Source organism: Streptomyces albospinus (assembly GCF_014648695.1).
Classification (GTDB): Bacteria; Actinomycetota; Actinomycetes; order Streptomycetales; family Streptomycetaceae; genus Streptomyces; species Streptomyces albospinus.
In genome coordinates this window covers 44748-61882 of sequence record NZ_BMRP01000022.1, presented here as the reverse complement: position 1 = coordinate 61882, position 17135 = coordinate 44748, and the positions used below count along the sequence as shown (strand labels likewise).

Genomic DNA, 17135 nt, shown 5'->3' with positions numbered 1-17135 from the left:
GGAGCCGCCATCGATGTCCATCCGGGAGGCCGGAATCAGCTTTCCGGGGGTCGGGGCATCGACCGGTCGTCCTCGCAGGTCCGGATTCCGCGCCGGCGTGGTCGCCTCATCGCCCCTCTGGCTCGGGCGGCGGGACGATCTCCCTTTTGAGGATCTTTCCGGTGGGTCCCTTGGGCAGTGCGACCGTGACCCATACCCTCCGTGGGTACTTGTAGGCGGCGACCTGACGCTTGACGTACTCGCGCAGTTCCTCGGCCGTCGTTCCGGCGCCCGGTTTGAGGACGACCGCCGCACCGACCTCCTCACCGAGATCGGGGTGGGGCAGGCCGATGACCGCGGCGTCGGCGACCGCGGGGTGCTCGTACAGCACATCCTCGACCTCGCGCGGGTACACGTTCTACCCGCCCCGGATGATCACGTCCATCGTCCGTCCGACGATCCAGAAGTATCCGTCCTGGTCGACCCGGCCGAGGTCTCCGGACAGCACAAGCAGGTCATCGGCACCCTCGTCGACGACCTCGAACGCCTGGGCTACGTCGCACGCAAGCCCGACCCCGCAGACCGCCGCGCCAAACTGATCTACCCCACCGAACGCGGCCTGCTCCAGATGGAGGCCGCGGCCTCCATCATGCGCACAATCGAGGAACGCCACGCGAATGCCCTGGGTGCACAGGAGTACGCCACCTTCAAAGAGGCACTCCGCCGCGTGGTCGATCTCCAGCGCGAAGCCCGGCCCGACAGCCAGGCACCCGGGGCGCGACCAGAGCAACCGAACGACCGAAGAGCCGGTTGAGGTCCGACGCCACCAGCATCCGCGGGTGCGGCGCACTCGGCCGGTCCGGCCGGACCGGCTCCCCGCGTCGTGACTTCGGCCGATTCATCGCCGCGTTCGACCGGTCGGAGAGCAGACCGGACACATCGCAAGGGTGCGCAAGGACGGGGGCGCCGGGCGCGAGCCTCGCCGAGGTCCGCAGCCGGTCAGGAGTCGAGGTCGATCGCGACAAGCTTGCCCTTGTCGACCAACTTCCGCACCCGCTCAGCTTGTTCACCTCCGCCGGCAGGCTCTCCCGCCCAGGCGCCGGGTCCGCGCGACCGCCTACGTGGTGCACGGTCAGCGCCGTCCGCCCTGTCGTACAGGATGGTCTCCATGAGTGCTCCCTTCGATCTCCCTGAGCCCCGTCGGGTTCTGCTGGGCGAGTACCCGCTGTGGGACGAGGCTCTTGCCCTCGTCAACCAGGACCTTGCGGAGACCTTGCCAGACCATGGACTTCTGCAATTGCTGGGACTTCCCTCGTACAACGAGGACGTGGCCGAGTACGTCTGCGTAGCTCTCGCCAACGGCGAGTGGCACGGCAACGTCGTGGATCCGGACTCAGCGGACAACCCCGTCCTCGCTCTGACGGCCATCACCGACGCCGCACAGGAGACTGTCACCGAGTGCCGCCGGCAGGCATGGCCGGTGTGCGACGAGCACGGCCTCGGCATGCATCCGCGTGAGGCGGACGGGCAGCTGTCCTGGTGGTGTGCGGGCGGGAAGATCCGGCGCGAACGGGCTCACATCCGGGCGGCCGTGGGCGGCCTCGCCGGCCTCGTCCGCCCGCCCCGGCCCCGCCGCAATCGGTGTGACGGCGGATTGCCTGCTTCACCACAGCTGCGGCGACTGCCGTGACATGAGAAGAGCCGCGCTGGTTGGCGTTGTTGTGACGCAATACCTGGCCCTCGGGGCGGACGGGAGGTTCACAGACACCCGACGCCGTGCGTGAGCGAATCGGAGTGCGCCGGCAACCCTCCCGGCAGCTGCCGGAAATGCCGCCGTTCGACAGTCGTGTGCATGCCTCCGACGACCAGTGTCGCGCTGCCCGCCTCGATGCCGCGAACGGCACATTCACTGCGGGCGGTGTCCTGGGCGCGGGCCCGGGTGCTGGCGCATGCCGCGCCCAGGGCTTCGGCCGCACGTACGGTGCCGCTGGCCGATGCCGTCGGCCTGGCACTGGCCGAGGATCTCCGCACCCGCCGTCCGCTTCCGGCGTTCGACACGGCCGCGATGGACGGCTACGCGGTGGCCGGTGCGGGGCCCTGGCGCGTGCGCGGGACCGTCCGTGCCGGCAGTGCCTGGGGCGGCGTGCTGCGGGCCGGGGAAGGCGTGGAGATTTCCACGGGGGGTCAGGTCCCCTCAGGGTCAAGTGCTGTGCTGCCGCTGGAACTTGCCGTATGCGACGGCGACCGGGTCTCCGGCCCTCTTCTGCCACCGGGCCGCCACATCCGGCGGGCCGGCGAGGACGCACCGGCGGGCAGTTCCCTGGCCCCGGCAGGCACCCGGATCGGTCCGGCACTGCTCGGCCTGGCAGCGTCCTGTGGCCAGGACGCCCTGGTGGTGCGGGCGCGACCCCGCGTCGGGATATTGGTGACCGGCGACGAGCTGGACCACACCGGTCAACCGGGCCCCGGGCGGGTGCGGGACGCGCTCGGGCCGCTGCTTCCGGCCTTGGTCACCGCGCTCGGCGGCGAGACCCGCTCGGTGCGGCACGTCCCCGACCGGCCGGCAGGGCTGCTGGCCGAGGCGGTGCACGCGATGCGGGATGCGGACATCGTCGTGGTCACGGGGTCCACGTCCGTCGGGGCGACCGACCAGCTGCGCCGGCTGCTGGCCGACGCCGAGGCCCGGATGGTCGTCGACACGGTCGCCTGCCGGCCCGGGCACCCGATGCTGCTGGCCGAACTCCCCGCCGGCCGTTGGCTGGTGGGGTTGCCGGGGAATCCGTACGCGGCTCTGGTCGCCGCCCACACCCTCCTCGGCCCGCTGACGGCAGGCCTGTGCGGTCGCGGCCTCGATCCCCTGCCGCACGCCCCCGTGAGGGGGAGCCTGCGGCCCGCCCCCGACTTCACGCGACTGGTACCCGTCTCCTGGGACGGCGCCGAAGCCCGGATCGTCGGAGGGCACCGCTCGGCCTTCCTCCAGGGAGCCGCCGTCGCCGATGCGCTCGCCGCGATCACCCCCGGATGGACGGACGGCAGCCCGGCGCCGCTGGTCCTGCTGGCCGGATGACAAGAGCGGCGTCACCCGAGGTCCAGCAGCTGTGCCTGCGCTGCGCCCCGTCGACGCGACCGCTCCCACCGATCTGTCGGAAGGGCCTGCTCGTCTCACACGGAGGAGTGGTGGCGTGTGCGGGGCGGGGGCGCGACATCGCCGCCACCCACGGCGGCGCGGACACCGACGAAGCCACCGCCCATGTCAGGCGGCTGTCCGCGGACAAGCGCTACGTCCGCGACGTCCGCTGACGGCGCCTTCCACTTCGCGGACCGACCCCGCCGGCCGCCGCAGTCGAAGGCCCGGCTGCTTCCGGCCTGGCCGTTGCCGGTCAAGCGCCCCACCCTGGGCGGCTTCGAAGACCGGCGGTGGCGAGGCGAACGGAGTCAGGCAAGGTCGAGGAGCTGCTCGTAGAAGCCGCCGAAGCCCCGCTCCCGGTCCACCAGGTGGAGTTCGAGGATCCAGTGGCAGGTCCGCCCTGCGCGGTCGGTGCGGCGCAGCGGTGTGTCGTTCTCGGGGGTGATGTAGGAGTCGGCCCGGGCTCCGTCGTTGGTCTCGTGCGGGAACTCGCCGACGAGGTGTCCGGCGTGCCAGATGCCGATGGTCCAGCCGGCCTCGGCGGCGAGGCGTTCGACCTCGGCGTGCAGGCGTCGGCCGGTCATGGCGGGATCGGCGGCGAAGAAGGCACGGCCGGCGTCGAAGATACGCGGCAGGTCCTGGAGCAGGCGGTGCTTGTGCGGGTCGTCTCCGAAGACGTAGGTGCGGCCGAAGTCCGCTTCGTACTCCTCGAAGATCGGGCCGAAGTCGGCAAAGGCGATGTCGTCGGGGCCGATGATCCGGTCCGGTGGGTTGTCCCGGTAGGGGCGGAGGGTGTTGGGTCCGGAGCGGATGATCCGCTTGTGCCAGTGCCTGGTGGTGCCGAACATCTCGTTGGCCAGGTCACGAATCAGGTCACTGACCTCGCGCTCCCCCCGTCCGGGCGCCACCAGCCCGCGCGCCTCCGCCTCGGCGAACAGCGCGAGGGCCTTCTCCTGGGCCGCCACCAGCCCCTCGACCCGCCGGGCCTCCGGCACGTCCGTCGTCTCGGATGTCACGAGGCCCTTCCTCCGTGGTAGCGGGCGGACAGCCCGGTTCGACTCAGCGACATGCGGATGCGCATCGTCACAACCTCCAACATTCTCACCATAATTGCGATGCCTTTTGGGATAACAACCAAGCAATTACCAGGAGATTGTCGAATGCTAGCGGCAGATGCAGGATGGGTCGTGTCGCGGCGAGGAGGAGGTCAGGTGGGCGGCAGAGTTCACGGCAGTACCGTCCGCGCGTGGCTTCGGAACGTCGAGGTGTTCGCGGGACCGCTTCCGGAGTTCGCGGCGGATCGGGCTCCCGCCGATCCAGTGCGCCAGAGCCGGTACCTGACGGACACCGCCGCGCGCGACCACACCCTCGCCACGTCACTGGCGCCGGCCGCTCGGGCACCCTCATCCGTCGCCCCTGCCTGGACCCTCCACACCCTCGCCCCGGCAGAAGGGGCGTTCCGGCAGGCGGCGAACAGCCGCCTGCACACCCCGCTGCGCCACGAGCGGGCCTACGGGGGCTGGGAACGGTTCCCGCCCTGGTCGTAGTGCCCCATGTACCCCCATGCACCCCTGCACCTCGACCGGCACAACCGGCAGTGCGCGGGCCCCTTCACTGCTCCTGCTCACGAGGCGAGGCAAGACCGCATGACCACACGAACCCAGGACGGCAGCGCCGGCGACGTCGACTACGGGGCCATCGGTTCCGGCTGCTCCTCCTTCCGCCGGCCGGACGAGCGGATCGCCCGGTTCATCGCACAGGCCCTGGGCGACTCCCGGACCGTGCTCAACGTCGGCGCCGGTACCGGCTCGTACGAGAGCACGGGGCGTACGGTGACGGCGATCGAACCCTCGGAGTCGCTGCGCGCCCAGCGGCCCGCGCGGCTCGCCCGGGCCATCGACGCCGTCGCCGAGGACCTGCCTTTCGCCGACGGGGAGTTCGATGCGGCGATGACGCTGTTCAGCGTCCACCAGTGGTCGGACGCCCGGGCCGGCCTGCGCGAGATGCGACGGGTGACCCGCGGCCCCGTGGTCATCCTGACCTGCGACCCCACCCTGGTACGGGACTTCTGGCTGTACCGGTACGCGCCCGAGGTCCTCGACACCGAGGCGCGCCGCTACCCGCCCGTCGAGCAGCTGACCGCGGCCCTGGGCGGCACCGGCACCATTCAGACCGTGCCCATCCCGTTGGACTGCACCGACGGCTTCAACGAGGCGTACTACGGACGCCCCGAGATGCTGCTCGACTCGGCCGCCCGCCAGGCGTGTTCGGCCTGGAGCTTCGTCGACGACCGAGTCCGCGAGCACTTCGACGAGACCCTGCGCCATGACCTGAACTCCGGCGCCTGGAACGCAGAATTCGGCCACCTGCGCGGGCAGCCGACGTACGAAGGATCGCTGGTCATCGTGCGCGCGACACCGTAAGAGCACGTAGGGAGAGCACCATGGCAGTACCCGACCGGATGGACGAACAGCTGCGAGCCCCGGCCTTGGTGGAGGCACAGCGGATGGCCCAGGCCCTGTCCGCCGAGGGCGCGCAGAGATGTGCCGTCGAGCGCGCCTTCGCACTCCTGCACCGTCTCCGCCGTCCACGGATCCGCCGGGAGACCGCGACGACACGCACGAAGCTCTCCTCGGTCTCGGACGCGCGATCACCTGCTCAAGGCGGCTCGCGTCACCGCGTCAGGAGCTCGGGAGGGCACGCCGCCCTCTCCCGCCGGTGGACCGGATTTGCCAACCCTATCGACAATCGATAGATTTCCATCGTGAATCGATCAAGGGGGTTGCGTTGGGAAAGCTGACAGTGCTCGCGCTGCGCGCCGTGATGGTGGCGCTGCACGCCGGATCGGTGTTCGCCCAGTCGGTGATGGTGGCGATGCTGACGGGTGCCATGAAGGAGAGCGTCCTTGCGGACCGCCGCACTCCGGTCCTCGTGATCGCAGTCCTGGGCGTCGTGACGGTCCAGGTCGTCCTGGTCTGCGTGTGGCGGCTGGTGACGATGGTGCAACGCGGAACCGTGTTCTCGCACGCCGCATTCCGCTACGTCCATCTCGTGATCGGCGCGTTCGTGGCGGCCGCGCTCCTGGTGTTCGCGCTCGGGACGGTCCTGGCGCCCGGCGAGGTCGTGCCCCCGGGGGTTGTGGCTCTGCTGGGCGGGGTGTGCCTGGCGATCTTCGGGAACGCGCTCATCGTGCTCGTGCTGCGGATGCTGCTCGCACAGGCCGTCGCACGCGACGTCGAGGCGTCGCAACTGGGGGCCGAGTTGGCCGAGGTGATCTGATGCCGATCGTCGTCGACATCGACGTGATGCTGGCCAAGCGGAAGATGTCCGTGGGCGAACTGGCGGACCGGGTGGGGATCACACCCGCCAACCTGGCGGTGCTCAAGAACGGCCGCGCCAAGGCGGTGCGCTTCACCACGCTCGCCGCGCTGTGCGAGGTGCTCGACTGCCAGCCCGGAGACCTGCTGCGCTGGGAGCCCGATGCCTCCGGGGATGGGGACAGGTCTGCGCACGAATCCGGAACATCCGTCCCAGCTGGATCCTCGCCGCGGTGACCGCAGCCGGGTAGCCGGCCGCCTGCACACGATCACCAGGTACGACGCGCTCGGCCATCCCTGCTGCGCGATCTGCTCCGCCTGATCTCCAGCAAGCTCCCGAGTGACGACCTGACGACGCCGTCCGCACACCTCGCCCTCGCGGCCCGGGCCGTCGCCGTACTGCCCGCCGCCGGTCGGCGCCTGCCGCATGCCGAACGCACCGATGACGGACTCCACAAGGAACAGAGCAGACCATGACGACAGCACGCCTCTCCTACCGTCTCGCGGGCACGGACAGCGCCGACGTACTGGTGGTCGGGGCCGGACTGGCCGGACTGAACACCGCCACGCTCATCGCCCGACAAGGCCACGACGTGCTTCTGGTCGAACGCCGAACCAGCCTGGCCGGCGCGATCCGCACCACGGGAATCTTCGTACGGAAGACACTCGACGACTTCCCGCTGCCTCCCGACTGCCTCGGACCACCGATCCGACGCGTGGTCCTCTACCCCCCTGACCTGCGCCGCCCGGTCAGCCTCACCAGCCCCCGCGACGAGTACCGGGTGGGCGATATGGCACCGCTCTACGAAGCGTCTGCCGCCACCGCGGCCGACGCGGGCGTGCGCATCGCACTGGGCACGCGCTACGCCGGCCGACAGGGCAACATCTTCCACCTGGCCGGTCGCGACGGACCGACCACGGTCCGGGCCCGCTTCGTCGTCGGCGCCGACGGGGCCCGCTCAAGCGTCGCCCGCGACCTCGCCCTCGACCGCAACCACCACCTGATCGTCGGCGCCGAAGAGGTCTTCGCACTACCCGGCAGCGACCAGCCACCGACATTCCACTGCGTACTCGACCCCTCACTCGCCCCCGGCTACCTGGCCTGGGTGGTCAACGACGGGCAACACGCCCACGTCGGAGTCGCAGGCTATGCCGACCGCTATCCGGACGGCCTGCGCCGTGCCATGGAGCGGTTCCGCGCCTCAGCGCCCGGACTGACCGGCGTCGAACGTCCCGAAACGGTGGAGCGGCGCGCAGGCCCCATACCCGTCGGCGGCCTGCTGCGCCGGATCAGCTGCGCCGACGGGCTTCTCGTGGGGGATGCGGCAGGCGCGGTCTCCCCCCTCACCGCCGGCGGCCTGGACCCGTGCCTACGGCAGTCGCAACTCGCAGCCGAGGTCCTCAACGACGCACTGCGCACCGGAAAACCGGACACGATGACCCACTACGACGGAGCTGCGCTCCGCCCCCACTTCCGCGGACGACTCATGCTGCGCCGGGCATTGGCCCACGTACGGACGCCCACCGCAGCAGCAGCGGCATTCGCCCTGCTGCGCACACCGTTCGGCCGGGCCGCGGCAAGCCGCGTCCTCTTCGGCGACAGATCCTTCCCCGACCCCACACCCAAGTGAACCCACCGAGCGAGAGGCCACGCCATGCCTGCATTCCCCATATCAGCGCCCACCAAGCTCATCACCATGACGGCGGGGCTGGTTGTTGCCTGCGGACTCCTGACGGCTTGCGGTGCCGAGAGTTCCGACGTGACGTACAAAGCCTGGACCGAAGGAGACAACCTGCAATCCGTCAGGCACGACTACGTCGATGGCCTCAACGGCGCGGTAAGCGTGCCGGCCAAGGTGAGCGGAGCCAAGTGGAGCACTCAGGAGGACGGCGGGCACACTCCACGCCTCAAGGTCACACCTACTGGCAAGGGCGTGGCGCACTGCCTCCTGGTGGGAGGTGACAACCGCGTTCTGGACCAACGGACGGGAGCAGCAGGCCGGCCGGTGACATGCTCCGCCCAGCGGTAGCGCCCAGCGCCGGGCACGGCCCCCCTGGAACCGCAGACCGTGCTGCTTGCTCGTCGCGGGCATCGCGGAGGCGCTGAAGTCCGGACGCCGCCCTCTGCGCGGGCAGTCAGGGCGCGGTCAACAGCAGGGGGCTCAACCTCGCCGCCCGACTCGGCCAACGCGGCACCACCATCAACGCCGTCGCCCCCGGCAGCACCGGCACGGGGCATGGCCGAGACCCACGGCCTCAGCGACAACCACCCGCTGCTCGCCGCATCGACGTACGACATCGTGAAGATGCACGGCGCCCTCGGCCGCCTGGCCCGCCGGGAGGAGATCGCGGCCGTCACCGCCGTCCTCGTCTCCGACGACGCCTCCTGCATCACCGGCCGCACCATCGGGGCCGACGGCGGCTTCTTCTGACGCGCGCCGACTGGGGCACCGGGCTCGCCGGCGCCCCGAACTCCCGGCCGGCACCGCGGCGGGGTCCACGGAGCGCAAACCCGGGCGGGTTCTTTGGGCTCGTGGACCGAGGGCGGTGGGTGGGGCCTGCGATGGGCTCGGGGTGTAGGCGGATTCCACCGCCCGCCCGGCCCGGCCTCGACCGGGCGCCGCTCCATGGTGCCCCGTGCGCCCGGTCCGGCCGGGCCGGGCGCACACAACCCGGGAGGCATCGGTGGACGAGGACGAGATTGTCGGCGGCTGGAGTCTCGTGCGCTGCTCGGTCGAACGGACGGGAAGGAATCGCGACCGCTGGGGGACCGTCCCGGCGGGATGCTGTTCTACTCCCCCGACGGCTGGATGAGCACGCTGATGACGACCGACCCCGCGCGGGGCGGCGGGGCCTCGGCGCAGGCGGAGGCCGCCACCGAGGCGGGGGGCTCCGGCGGGAGCGTGGCGTACGCAGGACGCTGGGAGCGGACCGCGGACGGCGCGGTGCGGCATCACGTCGTCGCGAGCCATTACGGGCCGTGGGTGGGAGTCACCCTGGAGCGTGCGGTCCGCAGCGGACCGGACGAACTGGTGCTGACCGCCACCACGGACGAGCGAGCCCGTCAGCGCCTGCGGTGGCGCAGGGCCCGTGGGTGAGCTGCGCGGGCGCCCATCACACCTCGCATTCCGGCTGTGCCGCCATGCCCGGCGGCACCCGCCTTCCCCCTTCGCGTTTCCCCTTCCCCTTTCCCCTTCCTTCCCTACTGGAGGCGGTGCGCCGTGCGCACAGCAAATCTCGGCAACCGTCTGGTACTTGTCCACGACGACGGAGCGGTCGATGTGGAGAAGGCGAACGACGGCCGCTTCCCGTCCGATCCACAGGCCGTCTTCGACTGCTGGGGGCAGTTCACCGCCTGGGCGCGGACGCCCGCCGTGCGGGAGGCCGAGCGCATCCCCCTGGAAGACCACCGGCTCGGCGCGCCCGTGCCCCGCCCACGGCAGGTGTTCGCGGTCGGGCTGAACTGCGCCGACCACATCGCGGAGTCCGCCCTCGACACGCCTGCTCAGCCGGCCGTGTTCACCAAGTACCCGACGTCGCCGGCCGGTCCGTACGACACGGTGGAACGGCCCAGCGCGATGGTGGACCGGGAGGTCGAGCTCGTCCCGCCGCCTGGGGCCCGGCTGCTGACGTGCTCTCACGCCTCGCCGTCGGCCTCGGCCGGGACGTGGCCGCGCCGGGCCCGCCGGGGCGGGTCAGTCGCTCAGCCGCTCACCGGACGAGGTCGAGAACACGTGCGTCTCGCCCGGGCGCGGTACGACGTGCAACACGTCGCCCTTCAGCGGAACCTGACGACCGCCGACCCGGACCACGATGTCCTTCTGCTCCCCGCCGATCTCGGCGGTGCCGTAGACGTATCCGTCGGCGCCGAGTTCCTCGACCACGTTCACGGTGACGGCGACGCCCGCGGGTTCGTCGTTGGCGAGGGAGGTCGCCTGGCCGCCCGCGACGTCGAAGTGCTCGGGCCGTACCCCGACCGTCACCGTGCGGTCGCCCTTGTCGGCGGCCACGGCGATGGCCTCGCGGCTGACCGGGACGATGCTGTTGCCGAACTGTACGCCGCCGTCGGTGAGCGGCACCTCGACGAGGTTCATGGCCGGCGAGCCGATGAAGCCCGCCACGAAGAGGTTGGCGGGGCGGTCGTACATGTTCCGCGGCGAGTCGACCTGCTGGAGCAGCCCGTCCTTGAGGACGGCGACCCGGTCGCCCATGGTCATGGCCTCGACCTGGTCATGGGTGACGTAGACCGTGGTGGTCCCCAGCCGTCGTTGGAGCCCGGCGATCTGGGTGCGGGTCTGTACCCGCAGCTTGGCGTCGAGGTTGGACAGCGGCTCGTCCATCAGGAAGACCTGCGGCTCCCGGACGATCGCCCGCCCCATCGCGACCCGCTGCCGCTGACCGCCGGACAGGGCCTTCGGCTTGCGGCCCAGGTACTCCGTCAGGTCGAGGATCTTCGCCGCCTCCTCGACCCGGGTCCTGATCTCCGTCTTGGCCACTCCGGCGATCTTGAGCGCGAAGCCCATGTTGTCGGCGACGGTCATGTGCGGGTAGAGCGCGTAGTTCTGGAACACCATGGCGATGTCCCGGTCCTTCGGAGCCAGATGCGTGACGTCGCGGTCCCCGATCCGGATCGCGCCGCCGTTGACGTCCTCAAGCCCCGCGAGCATCCGCAGCGACGTCGACTTACCGCATCCGGAAGGCCCTACAAGGACGAGGAACTCGCCGTCCTCGATGGCGATCTCCAACTTGTCGACGGCCGCCCGCTCCGCGCCGGGATAGGTACGGGTCGCCTTGTCGAACGTGACTGTGGCCATGGTGCTGTGATCCCTTCACCGGCAGGAACGTGCCGGACGGTCCGAGTGGAGGTTGGCGGTGGACTCCCCTGTGGGGAGAGCGAGTTGGTCCGGTCGAGGGCTGCCGCTACTTCACCGCGCCCGCAGTGATGCCGCTGACGAACTGGCGTTGGAAGGCGAAGAAGACCGCGAGTGGGATCGCCATCGACAGGAAGGCCCCGGAGGAGAGCACGTCGATGTTGTCGCCGAACTGGCGGGTCTGCTCCTGGAGCGCGACGGTGAGCGGCGCGGAGCCGCTGTTGGCGAAGATCAGCGCCACCAGCATGTCGTTCCAGACCCAGAGGAACTGGAAGATGGCGAGCGAGGCGATGGCCGGGCCGCCGAGCGGTACCACCACCCGGGCGAACAGCCGCAGTTCGCCCGCGCCGTCGAGGCGCCCCGCCTCCAGCAGCTCACGCGGTATCTCGGCGAAGAAGTTGCGCAGCAGGAAGATGGCGAACGGCAGGCCGAAGGCGGTGTGGAAGAGGATGACGCCGAGCAGGCTGCCGAAGATGCCGAATGTGGCGTACAGCTTGGTGACCGGGATCAGGGCGACCTGGATCGGGACCACCAGCAGCCCGATCAGCAGCAGGAAGAGCCAGTCCCGACCGGGGAACTCCAGCCAGGCAAAGGCGTATCCGGCCATCGCGCCGATGACGATGACCAGCACGGTGACGGGGACGGTGATCAGCACGCTGTTGAGCAGGGCATGGGTGATGGTGCCGTTGCCCATCAGTTCCGTGTAGTTGTGCAGGGTCAGCTGGGCCGGGTCGGTGAAGACCCGCCACCAGCCGGAGGTGCTGATGTCTGCCGGGCCGCGCAGCGAGGAGATCAGCAGGCCGATGGTGGGGACCAGCCAGAAGAGGGCGGTCAGCAGCAGGCCGAGACGGACCGCGCCGCCTCCGGCTCGGGCGGCCAGGCGGGTGGCCGCGCCAGGGCCGCGCCGGGTGGGGGTGTCGGTAGCGGTCACCGGGTGCGCTCCTTCCGGAAGCGGCGGATGTTGAAGAAGACGGCGGGCAGCACCAACAGCAGCAGCAGCACTCCGAGTGCGCTGCCGACGCCTTGGTCGTTGCCGCCGCCGAAGGAGGCGAGATACAGCTGGAGGGCGAGGACGTTGGCATCCTGCTGAGTCGAGCCCGGTGCGATGACATAGACCAGGTCGAAGATCTTCAGCACGTTGATGACCAGCGTCACCAGCACCACGACGAGCGTCGGGGCCAGCAGCGGGACGGTGACCCGGCGGAAGACCTGCCACTCGTTCGCGCCGTCCATCCGGGCGGCCTCCAGCAGTTCGCGCGGCACTCCGGCCAGTCCGGCCGCGATCAGCACCATCGCGAAGCCGGTCCACATCCATACGTAGGCGCCGATGATGGACCAGGTGACCAGAGTTGGGCCGAGCCAGGTGACGCCCTGGAACTGGGCGGAGAAGTTGGCAGCGGGCAGGCTCAGCCGCACCTGGCCCGTGCCCAGCTTGTCGGCCGGCAGGACGAAGGTGCCGTTGCGGCCGGAGGTGGCGGAGGCGACGGTGCGGCCGTCACGCACCGCCTGTACCTGGACCCCGGACAGGGCCTTCTCGCCCGGGTCGATCCGGCCCGGGACCCCACCGCCGCCCGGGGTGAAGTCCAGCCAGACGGTGCCGCAGACGGCGCCCGCGGGGCAGTGGGTCGGCGCGGCGGCCTGCTGCGCCCCGGAGAGGGTGGCGGGCGAGACGCCGACCAGCGGCAGCGCCGCCGTACCGGTGCCCGGGGCGACGGCGGAGGTGGTGACGTAGCCGCCGCCGGAGGGGGCCAGGCCGCCGCCGATGCGCGGCTTGGCCCCCGGGTAGGAGGACGCCTTGGCGAAGGTGTCGTGCACGCCGACCGCCACCGCGTTGGCCACGCCCTTGCCGGGGTCCTGGTCGTACACCAGGCGGAAGATGATTCCGGCCGCCAGCATCGAGATGGCCATCGGCATGAAGACCACCAGCTTGAAGGCGGTTCCCCAGCGGATCCGCTCGGTCAGCACCGCGAAGATCAGCCCGAGGCCGGTGGCCACGCTGGGCGCGACCACCACCCACAGGGCGTTGTTGCGCAGCGCGGTCAGCGTCCGGGGGTCATGGAAGACGCTGGTGTAGTTGCCCAGGCCCACGAAGTGGGCGAAGCCGTCCGCACCGAACAGGCTGCGCACCGCCGTCCAGCTGATGGGGTACACCACCAGCGCCCCGAGCACCACCAGCGCCGGAAGCAGGAAGCAGGCGGCGGCCCACGGGTGGGCGCCGATCGCCGAGCGCGCGCGGCGGACGGTGTGCCGTCCGCCGCGTCGGGGACCGGCGGTGCCGGACGGGGACGGTGGTGCGTGGGAGGGGGCGGAGGGCACGGTCTGTGCTGCCATGACCCGTCACCTCAGCCCGCGTTGGCGAACGCCGCGGCGGCGTCCGTTTCCAACTTGCTCTGTGCGCCGGCCACGTCCGAGGGGTTGGCCAGGAAGTCCTGGAGGTCCTTCCACTCTCCTTGGCCCTTGGTGCCGCCGAACGCCGCCGGGGCCTGATCGGACATGTCGAAGCGGAAGTTGTCGCCGGCGGCCGTCAACGACTTGGCGAGGGACTGCTCGGTCGCGTCGGGGTAGGCGGACAGGTCCAGGGACTTGTTGGGCGAGATGAAGCCGCCCTGCTTGACCTCGGTTCGTGCGGCGTCCGTCGAGGCGAGGTAGGTCAGCAGGGCCTGGGCGCCCTTGCTGCTCTTCAGCGCCACGGCGACGTCTCCGCCGACGACCATGGGCGCCTGGCCACCGTCCACCGTCGGGAACGGGAACACCTTGGCGTCGGTACCGATCTTGGCCTTGGTGTCGCTGGTGATGTTGGTGGCGACGAAGTCGCCTTCGTAGACCATGGCGGCCTTCGCGGGATCGGCGAAGGTCTGGTCCACGGAGGCGGGGAACTCGGTGGCCACGGCGCCGCGGGTGCCACCGGCGAGCAGGGCGGGCTTGCCGAAGAGCTGGCCGAGGGTGGTCAGGGCCTTGCCGACCGAGGGGTCGGTCCACTTGATCTGGTGCTTGGTCAGCTGGTCGTACTTGGCCGGACCGGCCTGGCTGAGGTAGACGTTCTCGAACCAGTCGGTCAGCGTCCAGCCGTCCGCACCGCCGACGGAGACCGGCGGAGTGCCGGAGTCGGAGAGGGTCTGCGCGACCTTGAGGAACTCCGGCCAGGTCGCCGGTGGGCTGGAGACTCCCGCGGTGGAGAAGGCCTTGGTGTTGTACCAGACCGTGGACTTGTTGGCGGCCTTGAAGTACACCCCGTACTGCGTGCCCTTGTAGGCGCCCTGGTTCTGCCAGCCGGTGCTGTAGTTGCTCTTCAGCTGCTTCTGGACGGACGCGTCGGCCGGCTTGAGCCACCCGGACTTGGCGAACTGGGCCAGCACACCGGGCTGCGGGAGGAACGCGACGTCCGGCGCTCCCCCGCCCTGGATCTTGGTGCCGAGGAAGGTCGAGACGTTGTCGCCGGTGGGGACGAAGTCGGTCTTGGCGCCGGTCAGTTGGTCGAACCGCTGGATGACCTTCATGAAGTTCTTCTGTTCCGGCCCGGTCCACACCGCGGCCACCTCAAGGTGCTGGCCGTGCAGGTCGGGCAGGTGGAGGTCGGATGCGGTGGCACCGCTGGGGGCGGAGGAGTGGGAGCCGCTGCCACCGCAGGCGGTGGTCAGCAGGGCCAGGGCGCAGGTGGTGGCCGCCAGTGCGACAGTTCTTTTCATGGGGTTCTCCTGATTGGGGCGGGGTACGGGATCAGGGAGTTGCGGTGACCCACCAGGCGGCCGTGTTGCCTGGCAGGGAGCCCGGTGGGCAGGGACGGCTGGCGAGCAGCGGGGGGCCGCCGACCGGAGCGGACACCGGCTGGGCGCCGAAGTTGACGGCGCACACCAGCCCCTCGCCACGTTCGAAGGCGAGCACCTGCGGCGGGGAGTCGAGCCAGCGCACCGGCCCCTCGCCGAGCTGGGGCAGGCTGCGGCGCAGGTGGATCGCGTCCCGGTAGAGGTGCCAGAAGGACGTGGTGTCGACCAGTGCCCGCTCGGTGGTGTGGTCGGCGAACCAGTCCGGCTGGGGCAGCCACGGCCGCGCCGGGGCGTCGCCCGCGGTGAAGCCGAACGGGGAGGCGTGTCCGGACCAGGGCAGCGGGACCCGGCAGCCGTCGCGGACCTTGGCCCGGCTGCCGGTGCGCCGGAATATCGGGTCGGTCAGCGCCTCGTCCGGCAGGTCGACCACCTCGGGCAGGCCCAACTCCTCGCCTTGGTAGACGTAGGCGGCACCGGGCAGCGCCAGCATCAGCAGGGCGGCGGCCCGGGCCCGGGCGGCGCCGAGGTCGGGCAGGTCGATGCTGTCGGCGGGAGCCGGTGCGGCGTAGCGGGTGACCGACCTGACCTGGTCGTGGTTGTTGAGGACCCAGGTGATGGTGGATCCGGTCCCGGCGATGTCACGCAGAGCGTCGGCGATGACCTGTTGGAAGGCCTCCGCCTCCCAGGGCGCGGTCAGCAGATGGAAGAAGAACGCCTGGTGCAGCTCGTCGGGCCGTACGTAGCGGGCGTGCTCGGCGGCGGTCGGCACCGACACCTCGCCGACCAGCAGGCGTTCGCGTCCGTCCCGCGCGGTGTACTCCTCGCAGATCGCCCGCCAGCTGCGCCACACGTGGTGGACCTCGGGCTGGTTCCAGGCCAGCGGGTTGACCGAGTCACGGGTGCGCTCGTCCGCGCCCGGGTCGGCGGAGTCCGGCAGGTCCGGGTGCTTGTACAGCCCGGCCGCGACGTCGATGCGGAAGCCGTCGACGCCACGGTCCAGCCAGAACCGCAGCGCCCGCTCGAAGTGCTGCGCCACGTCGGGGTGGCGCCAGTTGAAGTCCGGCTGCTCCGGCGTGAACAGGTGCAGGTACCACTCGCCCGGGGTGCCGTCGGGCTCGACGACGCGGGTCCATGCGGGACCGCCGAACATCGCCCGCCAATTGTTGGGCGGCAGCTCACCGTTCGCGCCGCGGCCCGGGGCGAAGTGGAACCGGCCGCGTGCCGCGCTGCCCGGCGCTTCGGCGAGTGCCTGCTGGAACCAGGGGTGCTGGCGCGAGCAGTGGTTGGGCACGATGTCGACCAGGCACCGCAGGCCGAGCCGGTGCGCGTCGGCGATCAGGCGGTCGAATGCGGCCAGGTCTCCGTAGACCGGGTCCACATCGCAGTAGTCCGCGACGTCGTAGCCGTGGTCGTGCTGCGGTGAGGGGTAGAACGGGGTGAGCCAAATACCGTCCACACCAAGGCGCTTGAGGTAGGGCAGTCCGGCCGCGACGCCCGCCAGGTCGCCGATGCCGTCGCCGGTGCTGTCCAGGAAGCTGCGGATGTAGATCTGGTAGATCACCGCGTCGCGCCACCACCGGTGGGGCGGCAACGGTGTTGTGTTCTCAGTGTCCGGGGCGTCCAGCGCCCCGATCCGCGCAGTCGCGCTCGGCGGGTTGTCCTCAACCGGTGCGCCGATCATCCGTCACCATCCTGGCCCGTCGTACGGCCCACGCAGGAACCGTCAGTTGTTCTGATCGCCCGGACCGGGCGCCGTTCCGTTCAGCAGAGACGACGCGCGAGCCGGGCTGCCGCGCGGTATGCGCGTCGTCCCCGGGGCCGGTGATTTCGCCCGACCGCCGCGAGGTGCATGCATGTTATGTATATCCGTCGAGTAGATGTCAACGGTGGAAACAGAAATTTCCAGGCTCGATGGAGGCCCAGGTCAGCGGGCCCGGCCCGGGGGGATGCATGACGGGCAGGTGTCGGCGGCGTTGCGGTGGTGCCCTTCGGGCGCCACCGGACAGCGTCCGGGCATGCCGAGGGCCGGCAGCCCCGCGGGACTGCCGGCCCTGAACGCCGGACGGATTCGGTGGGC

At 70.8% G+C, this 17135-nt stretch carries 19 protein-coding genes and 1 pseudogene; 12 read left to right on the top strand and 8 right to left on the bottom strand.

What is annotated here, in order from left to right:
- Positions 1–106 precede the first annotated feature (106 nt).
- A pseudogene (locus IEZ17_RS26765) lies at positions 107–481 on the bottom strand (class I adenylate-forming enzyme family protein); the annotation flags it as partial.
- Here IEZ17_RS26765 and IEZ17_RS44590 point away from each other — a divergent pair.
- Positions 455–793: a MarR family winged helix-turn-helix transcriptional regulator gene (locus tag IEZ17_RS44590; protein WP_373299949.1), complete on the top strand. Its 339-nt coding sequence runs from the start codon at positions 455–457 to the stop codon at positions 791–793. The pseudogene IEZ17_RS26765 and the gene IEZ17_RS44590 overlap by 27 nt on opposite strands.
- 185 nt (positions 794–978) lie before the next feature.
- Here IEZ17_RS44590 and IEZ17_RS26755 read toward each other — a convergent pair whose 3' ends face one another.
- A complete protein-coding gene (locus IEZ17_RS26755; protein ID WP_189304397.1) occupies positions 979–1149 on the bottom strand; it encodes a hypothetical protein in 171 nt (56 codons plus the stop codon).
- Between IEZ17_RS26755 and IEZ17_RS26750 the strand changes: the two genes are divergently transcribed.
- The 3 genes from IEZ17_RS26750 to IEZ17_RS43940 all read left to right on the top strand — a co-directional run bounded on the left by IEZ17_RS26750 (position 1148) and on the right by IEZ17_RS43940 (position 3279).
- On the top strand, positions 1148–1669 hold the full coding sequence (locus tag IEZ17_RS26750; protein WP_189304395.1) for a hypothetical protein: 522 nt from the start codon (positions 1148–1150) through the stop codon (positions 1667–1669). The genes IEZ17_RS26755 and IEZ17_RS26750 overlap by 2 nt on opposite strands.
- Before the next feature lie 162 nt (positions 1670–1831).
- Positions 1832–3046 (top strand): molybdopterin molybdotransferase MoeA, encoded by a 1215-nt coding sequence (locus tag IEZ17_RS26745; protein ID WP_229852670.1) that lies wholly within the window; start codon positions 1832–1834, stop codon positions 3044–3046.
- A gap of 110 nt (positions 3047–3156) precedes the next feature.
- Positions 3157–3279, top strand: coding sequence for a hypothetical protein (locus tag IEZ17_RS43940; protein ID WP_268249853.1), 123 nt, complete (start codon positions 3157–3159; stop codon positions 3277–3279).
- A gap of 135 nt (positions 3280–3414) precedes the next feature.
- Here IEZ17_RS43940 and IEZ17_RS26740 read toward each other — a convergent pair whose 3' ends face one another.
- Positions 3415–4122, bottom strand: coding sequence for a M24 family metallopeptidase (locus IEZ17_RS26740; protein ID WP_189304393.1), 708 nt, complete (start codon positions 4120–4122; stop codon positions 3415–3417).
- A gap of 195 nt (positions 4123–4317) precedes the next feature.
- On the opposite strand from IEZ17_RS26740, the gene IEZ17_RS26735 reads away from it, so the two are divergent.
- From IEZ17_RS26735 to IEZ17_RS26700, 8 genes are all read left to right on the top strand, one after another.
- On the top strand, positions 4318–4653 hold the full coding sequence (locus IEZ17_RS26735) for a hypothetical protein (RefSeq protein ID WP_189304391.1): 336 nt from the start codon (positions 4318–4320) through the stop codon (positions 4651–4653).
- A gap of 99 nt (positions 4654–4752) precedes the next feature.
- Positions 4753–5529, top strand: a complete 777-nt coding sequence (locus IEZ17_RS26730) for a class I SAM-dependent methyltransferase (protein ID WP_189304389.1) — start codon at positions 4753–4755, stop codon at positions 5527–5529.
- A gap of 364 nt (positions 5530–5893) precedes the next feature.
- On the top strand, positions 5894–6385 hold the full coding sequence (locus tag IEZ17_RS26725; RefSeq protein ID WP_189304387.1) for a DUF2975 domain-containing protein: 492 nt from the start codon (positions 5894–5896) through the stop codon (positions 6383–6385).
- Entirely contained in the window at positions 6385–6660 is a 276-nt protein-coding gene (locus IEZ17_RS26720) for a helix-turn-helix domain-containing protein (RefSeq protein ID WP_189304385.1), read from the top strand. Before IEZ17_RS26725 ends, IEZ17_RS26720 begins: the two co-directional genes overlap by 1 nt.
- Positions 6661–6896: 236 nt before the next feature.
- Entirely contained in the window at positions 6897–8054 is a 1158-nt protein-coding gene (locus tag IEZ17_RS26715; RefSeq protein WP_189304384.1) for an FAD-dependent oxidoreductase, read from the top strand.
- Between the two features lie 129 nt (positions 8055–8183).
- Positions 8184–8453 carry a hypothetical protein gene (locus IEZ17_RS26710; RefSeq protein ID WP_189304382.1) on the top strand — a complete coding sequence of 90 codons (270 nt, stop codon included), beginning with the start codon at positions 8184–8186 and terminating at the stop codon, positions 8451–8453.
- Between the two features lie 207 nt (positions 8454–8660).
- A complete protein-coding gene (locus IEZ17_RS26705; RefSeq protein WP_189304380.1) occupies positions 8661–8855 on the top strand; it encodes an SDR family oxidoreductase in 195 nt (64 codons plus the stop codon).
- A gap of 195 nt (positions 8856–9050) precedes the next feature.
- A complete protein-coding gene (locus tag IEZ17_RS26700; RefSeq protein WP_189304378.1) occupies positions 9051–9521 on the top strand; it encodes a lipocalin-like domain-containing protein in 471 nt (156 codons plus the stop codon).
- Positions 9522–10118: 597 nt separating this feature from the next.
- Here IEZ17_RS26700 and IEZ17_RS26695 read toward each other — a convergent pair.
- The 5 genes from IEZ17_RS26695 to IEZ17_RS26675 all read right to left on the bottom strand — a co-directional run bounded on the left by IEZ17_RS26695 (position 10119) and on the right by IEZ17_RS26675 (position 16739).
- The gene (locus IEZ17_RS26695) at positions 10119–11237 is read right to left on the bottom strand and encodes an ABC transporter ATP-binding protein (RefSeq protein WP_189304376.1); all 1119 of its coding nucleotides are present in this window, start codon (positions 11235–11237) and stop codon (positions 10119–10121) included.
- Between the two features lie 106 nt (positions 11238–11343).
- On the bottom strand, positions 11344–12225 hold the full coding sequence (locus IEZ17_RS26690) for a carbohydrate ABC transporter permease (RefSeq protein WP_189304374.1): 882 nt from the start codon (positions 12223–12225) through the stop codon (positions 11344–11346).
- On the bottom strand, positions 12222–13625 hold the full coding sequence (locus tag IEZ17_RS26685) for a carbohydrate ABC transporter permease (protein WP_189304372.1): 1404 nt from the start codon (positions 13623–13625) through the stop codon (positions 12222–12224). Before IEZ17_RS26685 ends, IEZ17_RS26690 begins: the two co-directional genes overlap by 4 nt.
- Positions 13626–13636: 11 nt before the next feature.
- Positions 13637–14980 (bottom strand): ABC transporter substrate-binding protein, encoded by a 1344-nt coding sequence (locus IEZ17_RS26680; protein ID WP_189304370.1) that lies wholly within the window; start codon positions 14978–14980, stop codon positions 13637–13639.
- A 31-nt stretch (positions 14981–15011) separates the two neighbouring features.
- Positions 15012–16739: a glycoside hydrolase family 13 protein gene (locus IEZ17_RS26675; RefSeq protein WP_189304368.1), complete on the bottom strand. Its 1728-nt coding sequence runs from the start codon at positions 16737–16739 to the stop codon at positions 15012–15014.
- Positions 16740–17135 lie beyond the last annotated feature (396 nt).